This is a genomic window from Streptomyces sp. NPDC047981 (assembly GCF_040653315.1).
GTDB lineage: Bacteria > Actinomycetota > Actinomycetes > Streptomycetales > Streptomycetaceae > Streptomyces.
In genome coordinates, this window is record NZ_JBEZNQ010000060.1 from 20710 (window position 1) to 32412 (window position 11703).

Sequence of the window (11703 nt, forward strand, 5' to 3'; positions counted from 1 at the left end):
GGCCGAAGGCCATGGGACCGGTTCACACACCGGTCGGGGCGTTAGAGGGCCGACGCGTTCCTCACGCGCCGACAGCACCGGTCGAAGTCGTGGTGCTGCCGGGAAGGCCAGAACGGCTCGAGGTCGAAGCGACCTGTCGCGGTGTCGTTCTGGGTGATGGCCATATCCCTAGTCTACTACTCGGGAATACCCGGGACGACCCCCTGGCGGCGGCAACGCCGAAGGGGCGCCCCACCGTTCGACGGTGGGGCGCCCCTTCGGGACAGCGAGTGCGGATCAGACCTGGCCGGCCTTCGCCAGGGCCTCGCAGCAGGTGTCGACCAGGAGGCGGGTCACCGTGTACGGGTCCACGTTCGCGTTCGGACGGCGGTCCTCGATGTAGCCCTTCTGGTCCTGCTCGACCTGCCACGGGATGCGGACCGAGGCGCCGCGGTCGGAGACGCCGTAGGAGTACTTGTCCCACGGGGCGGTCTCGTGCAGGCCGGTCAGACGGTCGTCGATGCCGGCGCCGTAGTTCTTGACGTGGTCGAGCGGCTTCGAGCCCTCGCCCAGCGACTCGGCGGCGGTGATGATCGCGTCGTAGCCCTCGCGCATCGCCTTCGTGGAGAAGTTGGTGTGCGCGCCCGCGCCGTTCCAGTCGCCCTTCACCGGCTTCGGGTCGAGCGTCGCCGAGACGTTGAAGTCCTCGGCCGTGCGGTAGAGCAGCCAGCGGGCCACCCACAGCTGGTCCGCGACCTCCAGCGGCGCCAGCGGGCCGACCTGGAACTCCCACTGGCCCGGCATGACCTCGGCGTTGATGCCGGAGATGCCCAGGCCCGCCTTCAGGCAGTTCTCCAGGTGCGCCTCGACGATGTCACGGCCGAAGATCTCGTCGGCGCCGACACCGCAGTAGTAGCCGCCCTGCGGGGCCGGGAAGCCGCCGACGGGGAAGCCGAGCGGACGCTCGCCGTCGAAGAAGGTGTACTCCTGCTCGATGCCGAAGATCGGCTCCTGGGCGGCGTACTTCGCGTAGACCTCGGCCAGCGCGGCGCGCGTGTTGGACTCGTGCGGCGTCATGTCCGTGTTGAGGACCTCGCACATCACCAGGATGTCGGCGCCGCCGCGGATCGGGTCGGGGCAGACGAAGACCGGCTTGAGGACGCGGTCCGAGGCGTGGCCCTTGGCCTGGTTCGTGCTGGAACCGTCGAAGCCCCAGATGGGCAGCTCGTCCAGGGAGGCGCCCTCGCCCGGAAGGATCTTCGTCTTCGAGCGAAGCTTCGCGGTCGGCTCGGTGCCGTCGATCCAGATGTACTCAGCCTTGAAGGTCACGGGGCCTCATCCTTTGGCGTGCTGCTGCTGCGGGAGCGATGCTGCGGCTCGCGACGCTGCGAGAGCTGCGGTGTGTGTCTGTCTGCGCGCAGCTTGGCAACAAGGGATTTCCCGGTCGTTGCCCGAATGTGAACCCCGTGTTACTCAGCTTTCCTCTGTTTCCCGGACCCGTCGTGCGGTCACGTGAGCGTTGATCAGCGACCCGAATCCGGCGTTCTCCACCCGGCGCACGAGCTCCGCGTACGACGTGCCGAGCGCCTCCGCCGTCCTCCCCAGGTGCCAGTCGCAGTCCGCGAGCCGGCGCAGCAGATGGCCGCGACGGATCTGGTTCTCGGAGAGCCGGAAGGTCTTCAGGTAGACCGTCCTGCCCTTGTGGTCGGCGATCAGCTCGCCGATGTGCTGCTCCTGACCGCCCCGCAGGAACGGCGGGAGGAACCGGTACAGATCGTACGAACCCATTCGGTACACCCGCTCGTAGGCGTACGAGGTCTCCAGCAGATCGCGCGCCATCAGCCCGTCGTGCGCCTGCGCCCACGAGCGCTCCTGCGCCCGCGCCGCCGCACGCAGGTCCGCGAGCGTGCGGACGGAGCCCGCGCCGTCCCGGATGCGGGCCGTGAACTCCGGCACCTCGGCGCCGTAGAACGCGTACTGGTGGATCAGCTCCCCGTACAGGTCCTCGATGAGGGTCGGGTGGAGGGCGCGGTAGTCCCTGGGGTGGGGGACGACGAACGCGGCGGCCAGGCTGTCGGCTGCGTACAGCATGAGTCCGCACTGCCCCGGGTGGATCTCGAAGACCCGCAGCGCCTCCGCGAGCCCCGGCACGCTCCACCCCGCGTACGCCGCCTCGGCGCGCGGCGACAGACCCTGGCGGACCGCCTGCTGGGACCACTCGTCCCAGACGACGGACGGCCCGCCGAAGTGGAGCGCCAGATAGCCCTCCAGGGCGAGGTGCAGCGGCAGGAAGCGCAGCCGCTGCACGGCCCGTCCGTCCTTGCGGCGGCGCTTGGCGAGGCGGTGGTGGCCGCGGCGCACGGGAACGGCGGGCGGTTCGCCGGCCCCGAGCCGGGTGCCGTACGCCGCCGCCTCGCGCTCCTGCCCGGACCAGTCCGCGACGAAGCCGTGCGGGATGTACGAGGTGTACGTCGTACGGTCCCCGAGGTCGACGGTGTCCCAGGGGTCGGCCGCGCCGGCGCCGCCGTACACCTCGCGGTGGAGCCGCAGCCCCTCCACCGGCTCGGCCCGGACCAGCGGTACGAGCCGCACCCCGCCCCACACCTGCGAGGGCCGCACCTCCAGGCCGGTCAGATCGATCCGGGTCACCCTCGCGCCTCCTTCAGGAACAGCTCCACCCGCCGGTCCAGAAAGGCGAGCAGCTCCGCGAGCCCCGTCCGCCCCTCCGCGAACTGGGCGATCTCCACCAGCGCCGCCAGGTCCTCGGCGTCCCGGATCCCGGCCGTCGGCACGCTCGGAGCGAGCCGGCGCACCTCAAAGCCGGCCGCGTCGTATACGGGGTTCACATGGACGACGCTCGTCCGGCGCTCCGGGTCCAGCCGGGTCCGCCAGACGCGCAGCACCTCGCCTGCGAGGCCCGGCGGGGCGTTGTCCCAGCCGTCCGAGACGATCACGAGACGGTCGGGGGCGCGGCCGGCGGGTGCCTCCAGGGCGTCGATAATCCGGGCGCCCAGCGGGGTCGGCCCCCAGGGCCTGACGAGCAGCGGATCGCTGCCGCCCGAGGTCCAGTGCGCGGTGTACGCCCCCGGCGCGGCGAGTGCGTCGAGGAGGAAGTGGCAGCCGAGGGCCACGGCGAGCGGCCGGCGCCGCTTCACGGCCGAACCGGACGCGGAGTAGCTGTCGTCGAGCACCGCGGCGATCCGCCCCCACGTACCGGCGTACGGCCCCGCCACCCGCCGCGCCGCGGCCCGCAGCGCGCCCGTCAGCTCGGCGCGCCGCGCCGCCCTCTCCCCGAAGGGGAGGGAGAGGACGTAGAGCGCGAGCCGGGTCAGCGGCATCACCGTCAGATCGCCGGCCCGCTCGGTCCGCAGCCGCTCAAGGCGCGTCATCCGGGGCGCGATCCGCTCCAGGAACAGCTCGCGCGGTACGCCGTGCCGGGCCGCGAACCCCTCGGCGACGGTGAACGGCAGCTCGTACAGCGCCCCCTGCTCGTAGTGGGCGCGGCGGAAGGCGTCCAGGTACGGGTGGTCGTAGCGGACCCGGCGCCCGGGCGCGAAGAGGAAGTCGCCGCACTCGGGGTCGGGCAGGGGCACGTGCGCGTGCCGGGCGGTGGCCTTCAGGCCGGGCCGGTACTTGACGGCGTCGTGGCCGAGGTCGGCGCGGCCGGCCAGCCAGTCGCGGACGATCGCGCGCGTGCGCCGGTTGTTGACCCTGGCGGCGCGCAGGGCGCGGAAGAGCCGGTAGACCCGCTGCGGGGGCAGCGTGGCGAGCCGGGCGGCGATCAGCCGCCCCTCGGCCCGCTTCTCGTCCGGCCCGCCGGCCTCGTCGGCGGTGCGCAGCAACTGCTCGACGATCAGGGCCGCGTTGTGGTCGTTGATGTCGAGCGCGAGCGCGGCGGCGTACACGGGGCGGTGGTTGACGCGGACGTACTCGTGCAGGAAGGCGAGCGAGAGACGCTGCTCCCCGGCGGAGGAGCGGAACTCCCGCTGGCCGGTGGCGGTGACGGCGGCGTTGACGAAGAGCAGGACGTCCTCGGCGGCGATGAGGTCGGCGTACGTCTCCGTCATGGGGTCCTCGCGTGGGTGGGGTGGCCGGCCGGGGAATGGGGGAGCGAACAGCGAAAACGTTGCTTCAAAGGCAGGTCCCGGAAGTCGCACCGGAGTCCCGCGGCCGGCACGTGCAACGTAACACCGGGGGAGGGCGGGCCTGCCACCGGATTTGCCGGACCGCGGCGGCCGGGTTGTCGTAGGCGCAGGGCAGACTGGGGGCATGACGACGCGCATCGGACTCCTCGGCACGGGCCCCTGGGCCGCACGGACCCACGCGCCCGCGCTGGCCGCGCACCCGGAAGTGGACTTCGCCGGGGTCTGGGGCCGGCGCCCGGAGGCCGCGGCGGAACTGGCCGCCGCCTTCGGCACGACGGCGTACGAGGACGAGGAGGCGCTCTTCGAGGCCTGCGACGCGATCGCCTTCGCCCTGCCCCCGGACGTCCAGTCCGCGCTCGCGCTCCGGGCGGCGGCCCGTGGCTGCCACCTCCTCCTGGACAAGCCGGTCGCGACGACGGTCGAGGCGGCGCGGCAGGTCGCCGACTTCGCCGACCTGGGCGGGGTCGCCTCGGTGGTCTTCTGCACGCTCCGCTTCGCGGAGCCGACGGCCCGCTGGATCGACGAACAGGCCGCGGCGGGCGGCTGGTTCCTCGGTGAGGCGCACTGGCTCGGCTCGCTCTTCGGTCCCGGCTCGACGAGCGCGTACGCGGCCTCGCCGTGGCGGCGCGAGAAGGGCGGCCTGTGGGACGTCGGCCCGCACGTCCTCTCGGTCCTCCTGCCGATCCTCGGCGACGTCACCGAGGTGACCGCGGCCCGGGGCCCGGCGGACGTCCACCACCTGACCCTGCGCCACACCTCGGGCGCGAGCAGCACGGCGACGCTCACGCTCTCGGCGCCCCCGGAGGCCGCGGAGGCCGCCCTCACGCTGTACGGCGAGCGGGGCAAGGCCGCGCTCCCGGCCTGGGACGGCGCGGCGGACGCCTACACCAGGGCCGTGGACGCCCTCCTGACCGCCGCCCGCACCGGCACTCCCCACCCCTGCGACGCCCACTTCGGTGCCCGGCTCACGGAGATCCTGACGCAGGCGGAGCGGGCGACGGGGACCGCGTCCGGGAGCTGACCGGCCGAGGCGCTCCTCAGGGCGTGTCCGGCCCGTCCCCGGCCGCCATGATGTCCCGTGCGCCCGTCAGGAAGCGCCGTACGGCGTCGGTCTCGGCCGGGGTGAACTCCCGCAGCAGGTCCACCGTCGCGTCGATCAGGGGCCCGAAGGAGGCCCGGCCCAGCTCCTTGGCGCTCCCCTCGACCCGGAGGAGGACACGGCGGCGGTCGCCGTCGTCGCGGACACGGGTGAGGTGCCCGAGGCGTTCGAGGCGGTCGATGACGGCGGTCGTGCCCGCGGAGTTGAGGCCGAGTCGTGCGCCGAGCAGCCCGGCGGTCAGGCCCGTTCCGGCGCGCTCGGCGTCGAGCAGGCAGATCAGCGCCCTGACGTCCGTGGGGTGCATCCCGTTGCGCGCCGCGAACTCGCCCTGCCGCATGCCGAATTCGACCGAGACCGCGCGCAGCAGATGGAAGACGTTCAGCTCCGGTGACTCTGTCAATCGACGGCCCTCCCCTCTATTATCTCGCTCAGCGAGATTATCGCCCAGCGAGAGGTTCGCGCCATGCCCACCGCCGCCGCTTCCCCCGCTTCACCCGCGTCCCCCGCCTTCCTCACGGCCTACGACGCCGTCCTCGCCCTCTGGCCGCCGGGCACCTCCACCACGGACGTGGCGACCCCGTACGGCACGACCCGGCTCCTCACCCACGGAGCCGAGGACGCCCTGCCCGTCCTCCTGCTGCCGGGCGGCGGCGCCACCGCCACCGGCTGGTACGCCATGGCAGCGGCGCTCGGCCTGACCCACCGGGTCCACGCCGTCGACCTCGTGGGAGAGCCGGGCCGCAGCACACCGGCCGCCGGTCGGCCGATCCGAACCGTCGACGACCTCACCGCCTGGCTGCACGCCCTCCTCGACGGGCTGCGCCTCGACTCCGCCGCCCTCGTCGGCCACTCCTACGGCGCCTGGATCGCCCTCCACCACGCCCTGCGGGCCCCCGAGCGCGTCGACGGTCTCGTCCTGCTCGACCCGACGAACTGCTTCACCGGCTTCCGCCCCCGCTACCTCCTCCGGGCCCTGCCCACGCTGCTGCGGCCCACCCCGGCCCGGACCGCCGCGTTCCTGCGCTGGGAGACGGGCGGCGCGGAACTCGACCCGCGCTGGCTCGGACTGCTCGCACGGGCCGCCGAGTTCCCCGGCGTCCGCCCCGTCACGGGCCCGCGCCCCACGCGCGCGGACCTCGCCGGCCTGAAGCCGCCGACGCTGCTCCTCCTCGCCGAGCACAGCCGGGCCCACGACAGCGCGCGGGTCGCCGTCCGGGCGGGGAACACGGTCCCGCACCTGGAGACGGCGACACTCGCCGGTGCCACCCACCACACGCTGCCGGCCGGCGCCCCGCCCGAGACGTACGAGCTGGTGACGCGCTTCCTCGAGGGCCGGACGTAGCCTCAGCGCGAGAGCGCGTCCCGAACCGCCTCGTCGGTCCGCCCCACCACGGCCGAACCGTCGTCGGCGGTGATGATCGGCCGCTGGATGAGCTTGGGGTGCGCCGACAGCGCCTCGATCCACCGCTCCCGGCTCGCCTCGTCACGCGCCCAGTCCTTCACGCCCAGCTCCTTCGCGACCGCCTCCTGGGTCCGCGTGATGTCCCAGGGTTCGAGCCCGAGCCGCCCCAGGACGTCCCTGATCTCGGCCGGGCTCGGCACGTCCTCCAGATAGCGCCGCACGGTGTACTCGGCGCCCTCCTCGTCCAGCAGATGCAGCGCGCCACGGCACTTGGAACAGGCCGGATTGATCCAGATCTCCATGCCCCCAACGGTACCCGGCGCGCGCCCGTCCAGTACCCCTCAAACCCGGCCTGAACAGGGGCGATTGTCAGTGGGGGCACCTAAAATAGGGGGTGAAGGTGAGGGTCCCGGGGAGGGCCCGCACCCCGCTTTTCGCCAGGAGGTCGCCCATGGCACTCGCCGTGATCCGGACACCGTCCCTCGAACCCTGGAAGCCCCTCCAGAAGCAGCCGCTCCCCGCGGGCCGCCCCCGCGAGTGGTACGTCAGCCACAACCGCCGCCTGAAGGCCATGCGCCTCGCGATCGTCCTGCTCGACGCGGGCGTCCACGACCCGGCGCGGGCGAGCAACGACAAGATACGCACGACGGCGGAGCTCACCGGCATCCACCCGCCCTCCGACACCACCTGCCGCATGGTCCGCGCCCTGATCCGCTACGGCCGCTGACCCCGGAGAGACAAGCCCGAGGCCCCGGAGAGCAGCCACGCTCCCCGGGGCCTCCCCGTTCAGCTCTCGCAGCCGACACCGTCTCCGTCGCGGTCGAGGTGCTTCGCGTAGCCCGGGTCGCCCCTGCGGATCGGAGCGGCACCGGCCGCCTTCACGGCGGTGCAGTTCTTGTAGTACACGTTGTCCGGCTCGTCCCGCGTCGGTTCAGGGGCTGCGGTCGTCGGCTTCGGCTTGGGCTTCGGGGTCGGCGAGGCCGTCGGCTTCGGTGACTCCGAGGGCTCGGGCCTGAGCTTCGTCCCGGTCGTCGCGGGGCACTTCGTGCCCGGCGCCACCAGGTGGACGTTCGGGTTCGCGGACTCCGGCACGAGCCGGGTGCCCGCCACCGGCCCCTGGAAGCAGACGATCCACGTCGTGTGGTTCGCGGGCAGGCTGACGTCGGCGTACGCGCTGTCCGCCCGCAACTCCCCGTCGATCAGCGCCTCCACGGCGGCCTCGGCCTCCGAGAACGCCGTGCCGACGACTGCGGGCATCACGATGTCCGCGGTCGGAGCCGACGTCGGGGTCGGAGTCGGCGTGGCGGTGGTCGCGGTCGGCGTGGGGCTCGCCGAGGCCGCCGTCCTCGCCTTGGCGTCGTCCTTCTTCTCCGCCGGCGCGTCGCCGAAGAACGGGACCACGAACCAGATGCCCGAGAGCGCGGTGGCCACGATCTTCTTCGTCTGGTGCCACGGACTCAGCCAGGCCAGCGCGATACCGGCGGGCGGCAGCACGACCAGGGCCGTGATGACCAGCGCCGGATGCTGCCACCAGCGCCTCCGCGCGGGCGGGGTCGGCTGGGGTCCGTAGGCGTTCGGGTACGGCTGCGGGGGCTGGTTCGGATACACGGCGGCTCCTGGCGCAAGGCCACTCGACGAGTGGCGGCGAGATGCGGAGGAATCGTAAACACCAAGTGAAGAGCGCCGCACAGGTCTTGCACAGATTGAGACGCGCGGAGCCGGCGAACGCGGAGGCCCCGCCACTCTCCGGGAGAGTGACGGGGCCTCGTGCGGCGCCGTGGCGCGTGCGTCCTAGAGGTCGAAGTAGAGCTCGAACTCGTGCGGGTGCGGGCGCAGCTGGATCGGGGCGATCTCGTTCGTGCGCTTGTAGTCGATCCAGGTCTCGATCAGGTCGGAGGTGAAGACACCGCCGGCCTGCAGGTACTCGTTGTCCGCCTCCAGGGCGTCGAGGACCGCCGGGAGCGAGGTCGGGACCTGCTGGACGTTCGCGTGCTCCTCGGGAGCCAGCTCGTAGAGGTCCTTGTCGATCGGCTCCGCCGGCTCGATCTTGTTCTTCACGCCGTCGAGGCCCGCGAGGAGCAGCGCCGAGAAGGCGAGGTACGGGTTCGAGGACGGGTCCGGCGCGCGGAACTCGACGCGCTTGGCCTTCGGGTTCGAGCCCGTGATCGGGATACGCATGGCCGCGGAGCGGTTGCGCTGCGAGTAGACCATGTTGACCGGGGCCTCGAAGCCGGGCACCAGGCGGTGGTACGAGTTCACCGTCGGGTTGGTGAAGGCCAGCAGCGACGGAGCGTGCTTGAGGATGCCGCCGATGTAGTAGCGGGCGGTGTCCGAGAGGCCCGCGTAGCCCGTCTCGTCGTAGAACAGCGGGTCGCCGTTGGCCCACAGCGACTGGTGGACGTGCATGCCCGAGCCGTTGTCGCCGAAGATCGGCTTCGGCATGAAGGTCGCGGTCTTGCCGTTGCGCCAGGCGACGTTCTTCACGATGTACTTGAAGAGCATCAGGTCGTCGGCCGCGGCGAGCAGCGTGTTGAACTTGTAGTTGATCTCGGCCTGGCCGGCGGTGCCGACCTCGTGGTGCTGGCGCTCGACCTGGAGGCCGACGTTCTCCAGCTCCAGGGAGATCTCCGCGCGCAGGTCGGCGAAGTGGTCGACCGGCGGGGCCGGGAAGTAGCCGCCCTTGTAGCGGACCTTGTAGCCGCGGTTGTCCTCGACCGCACCGGTGTTCCAGGCGCCCGCCTCGGAGTCGATGTGGTAGAAGCCCTCGTTGGCCGTGGTGTTGAAGCGCACGGAGTCGAAGACGTAGAACTCGGCCTCGGGGCCGAAGTACGCGGTGTCGGCGATGCCGGTGGAGGCGAGGTACGCCTCGGCCTTCTTCGCGATGTTGCGCGGGTCACGGCTGTACTGCTCGCCCGTGATCGGGTCGTGGATGAAGAAGTTGATGTTCAGCGTCTTGTCGCGGCGGAACGGGTCCAGGCGGGCCGTCGACAGGTCGGCGCGCAGCGCCATGTCGGACTCGTGGATGGCCTGGAAGCCGCGGATCGACGAGCCGTCGAAGGCGAGCTCCTCGGACGGGTCGAACGCCGTCGCCGGGATCGTGAAGTGCTGCATCACTCCCGGAAGGTCACAGAAACGGACGTCGACCATCTTGACGTCGTTGTCCTTGATGAACTTCTTGGCCTCGTCGGCGTTCTGGAACATCCAACTCCTCCTACTCCCGGCCCGGGGAGGGGCGGGGTTGCAGCTCGTTGTCGTGCGGCCAGTGCGGGGGCACACGCTGGACCCGACCATAGGCAGACGGGATTTCTCAAGCGTGACCCATTTGTTTCGCCCAAGTTAACCGGGCTGGGTGCGGGTCCGCTCTTCGATGTTGCTCGGCTACCCGGGCCGAAGTGATCGAAAACGGGCGCAGTACCGTTGTCCCGTGGACAACAGGGAAGCACTCGGATCATGGCTGTCCGGCCCCCGCGCGGCGGCCGAGAACGCAGGCGTCGACTTCGGTTACCGGGGTCAGCAGCTCGGGCTCCCCGAGGAGGGGCCCGGTTCGATCGCCCGCCCCGGCCGCCGGATCGGCGCCCTCGCCGTCGACTGGGCCCTGTGCATGGTGATCGCATACGGGCTCGTCACGGACGGCTACAGCCAGGCGACCGGCAACTGGGCGCTCCTCATCCTGCTCGTCCTGAGCGTGCTGACGGTCGGCACCATCGGCTCCACCCCGGGCAAGCGGATCTTCGGCCTCCGGGTCGCCTCGGTGAACGGCGGCCGGCTCGGCATCCTGCGCGTCGTCCTGCGCAGCGTCCTCGTCTGCCTCGCCATCCCGGCCCTCATCTGGGACCGCGACGGCCGCGGCCTCCACGACCGCCTCTCCGGCGCCGTCCAGGTCCGGATCTGACTGCCGTACGACGACGCTCGTAGCCGTACGACGACGTTGCTCGTGCCGTACGACGAAGGGCCCCGGAACCGATCGGTTCCGGGGCCCTTCGCTCGTCCGTGGGGTCAGCGCATCTTTCCGCCGCGCGGCATCCGCATGCCCTTCGGCATCGGACCCTTCGGCAGCGGCATGTTGCTCATCAGGTCGCCCATCGCCCGCAGTCGGTCGTTGGCCGCCGTCACCTGCGGGCCCGAGAGGACGCGCGGGAGCTTCAGCATGGTCGTACGGACCTTCTTGAGGGGCACCTGGCCCTCGCCGTTGCCCACGATGATGTCCGTGACCGGAACGTCCACGACGATCCGGGCCATCTTCTTCTTCTCGGCCGCGAGCAGCGGCTTCAGCCGGTTCGGGTTGCCCTCGGCCACCAGCACGATGCCCGCCCGGCCGACCGCGCGGTGCACGACGTCCTGGCTCTTGTTCATCGCGATGGCCGGGGTCGTCGTCCAGCCCCGCCCGACGTTCTGCAGCACCGCCGCGGCCGCGCCCGGCTGGCCCTCCATCTGGCCGAAGGCCGCCCGCTCGGCACGCCGTCCGAAGACGATCGCCATCGCCAGCAGCGCCAGGATGAAGCCCAGAATGCCCAGGTAGACCGGGTGACCGATCAGGAAGCCGATCGCGAGGAGGACACCGAGTACGACGATGCCCACGCCCGCGACGACAAGCCCGACCTTCGGATCGGCCTTTCGGGTCATCTTGTACGTGAGGGCGATCTGCTTCAGTCGCCCCTGGTTCGCAGCGTCACCGCTGCCCGTGTTTGCCTTCCTCGCCATGTCCTGAAGTTTACGTGGCCCGGGAAGCGCGGCCAGCCACGGCCTCCATCACATCCTGGGCCTCGACCCGGTCCTTCGCCCGGCGGCGGTCCTCCAGGACCGACGTCCAGGCGTTGCGGCGGGCGGTCCGCTGGCCGCCGGCGAGCAGCAGCGCCTCGACGGCCTTCAGGGCGTCGGTGACGGACGGGATGGCGGTGGCACGGACATGGGTCGCGGCCTGCATGACGGGGTCCTCCCTCAAGCATGGATGAGATGAGGTGGGGGGTGGAGCGGAGTGTGGCGCTCCCGCTGTGGCGGTGAGTGAAGCCAGGCTCACAGATTGGTGTTACCAGTGCGTGACCCGACGGTCAAACACTGATGAAACGTTGATGCGGCCA

The 11703-nt window shown here is 71.7% G+C and carries 13 protein-coding genes; 4 read left to right on the forward strand and 9 right to left on the reverse strand.

Annotated features, from left to right (window positions below; genetic code table 11):
* Positions 1 to 276 precede the first annotated feature (276 nt).
* From glnII to AB0E14_RS28725, 3 genes are all read right to left on the reverse strand, one after another.
* The gene (glnII, locus tag AB0E14_RS28715) at positions 277 to 1308 is read right to left on the reverse strand and encodes a glutamine synthetase (protein ID WP_362424311.1); all 1032 of its coding nucleotides are present in this window, start codon (positions 1306 to 1308) and stop codon (positions 277 to 279) included.
* A gap of 144 nt (positions 1309 to 1452) precedes the next feature.
* Complete coding sequence (locus tag AB0E14_RS28720) at positions 1453 to 2628, reverse strand: hypothetical protein (RefSeq protein ID WP_362424313.1); 1176 nt, start codon at positions 2626 to 2628, stop codon at positions 1453 to 1455.
* Positions 2625 to 4046, reverse strand: a complete 1422-nt coding sequence (locus AB0E14_RS28725) for a hypothetical protein (RefSeq protein ID WP_362424316.1) — start codon at positions 4044 to 4046, stop codon at positions 2625 to 2627. Before AB0E14_RS28725 ends, AB0E14_RS28720 begins: the two co-directional genes overlap by 4 nt.
* 202 nt (positions 4047 to 4248) lie before the next feature.
* Here AB0E14_RS28725 and AB0E14_RS28730 point away from each other — a divergent pair, with 202 nt between their 5' ends.
* On the forward strand, positions 4249 to 5145 hold the full coding sequence (locus AB0E14_RS28730) for a Gfo/Idh/MocA family oxidoreductase (RefSeq protein WP_362424319.1): 897 nt from the start codon (positions 4249 to 4251) through the stop codon (positions 5143 to 5145).
* Positions 5146 to 5161: 16 nt separating this feature from the next.
* Here AB0E14_RS28730 and AB0E14_RS28735 read toward each other — a convergent pair whose 3' ends face one another.
* Positions 5162 to 5623 (reverse strand): MarR family transcriptional regulator, encoded by a 462-nt coding sequence (locus AB0E14_RS28735; RefSeq protein WP_362424323.1) that lies wholly within the window; start codon positions 5621 to 5623, stop codon positions 5162 to 5164.
* 63 nt (positions 5624 to 5686) lie between these two features.
* Between AB0E14_RS28735 and AB0E14_RS28740 the strand changes: the two genes are divergently transcribed.
* Positions 5687 to 6565 (forward strand): alpha/beta fold hydrolase, encoded by an 879-nt coding sequence (locus tag AB0E14_RS28740; RefSeq protein WP_362424326.1) that lies wholly within the window; start codon positions 5687 to 5689, stop codon positions 6563 to 6565.
* Positions 6566 to 6567: 2 nt separating this feature from the next.
* Here the strand turns inward: AB0E14_RS28740 and AB0E14_RS28745 are convergent, their stop codons facing one another.
* Positions 6568 to 6927 (reverse strand): arsenate reductase family protein, encoded by a 360-nt coding sequence (locus tag AB0E14_RS28745; RefSeq protein WP_362424329.1) that lies wholly within the window; start codon positions 6925 to 6927, stop codon positions 6568 to 6570.
* Between the two features lie 149 nt (positions 6928 to 7076).
* On the opposite strand from AB0E14_RS28745, the gene AB0E14_RS28750 reads away from it, so the two are divergent.
* Complete coding sequence (locus tag AB0E14_RS28750) at positions 7077 to 7352, forward strand: hypothetical protein (RefSeq protein ID WP_362424332.1); 276 nt, start codon at positions 7077 to 7079, stop codon at positions 7350 to 7352.
* A 59-nt stretch (positions 7353 to 7411) separates the two neighbouring features.
* On the opposite strand, the gene AB0E14_RS28755 is transcribed toward AB0E14_RS28750, so the two are convergent.
* Complete coding sequence (locus tag AB0E14_RS28755) at positions 7412 to 8233, reverse strand: excalibur calcium-binding domain-containing protein (RefSeq protein WP_362424335.1); 822 nt, start codon at positions 8231 to 8233, stop codon at positions 7412 to 7414.
* A gap of 183 nt (positions 8234 to 8416) precedes the next feature.
* The gene (gene glnA, locus AB0E14_RS28760) at positions 8417 to 9826 is read right to left on the reverse strand and encodes a type I glutamate--ammonia ligase (RefSeq protein ID WP_352191411.1); all 1410 of its coding nucleotides are present in this window, start codon (positions 9824 to 9826) and stop codon (positions 8417 to 8419) included.
* A gap of 223 nt (positions 9827 to 10049) precedes the next feature.
* Between glnA and AB0E14_RS28765 the strand changes: the two genes are divergently transcribed.
* Positions 10050 to 10517, forward strand: a complete 468-nt coding sequence (locus tag AB0E14_RS28765; protein ID WP_362424339.1) for an RDD family protein — start codon at positions 10050 to 10052, stop codon at positions 10515 to 10517.
* A 104-nt stretch (positions 10518 to 10621) separates the two neighbouring features.
* On the opposite strand, the gene AB0E14_RS28770 is transcribed toward AB0E14_RS28765, so the two are convergent.
* Both AB0E14_RS28770 and AB0E14_RS28775 read right to left on the reverse strand, forming a co-directional pair.
* Entirely contained in the window at positions 10622 to 11326 is a 705-nt protein-coding gene (locus tag AB0E14_RS28770) for a DUF4191 domain-containing protein (protein ID WP_362424342.1), read from the reverse strand.
* 10 nt (positions 11327 to 11336) lie between these two features.
* Entirely contained in the window at positions 11337 to 11549 is a 213-nt protein-coding gene (locus tag AB0E14_RS28775; RefSeq protein ID WP_362013484.1) for a hypothetical protein, read from the reverse strand.
* Positions 11550 to 11703: the final 154 nt, after the last annotated feature.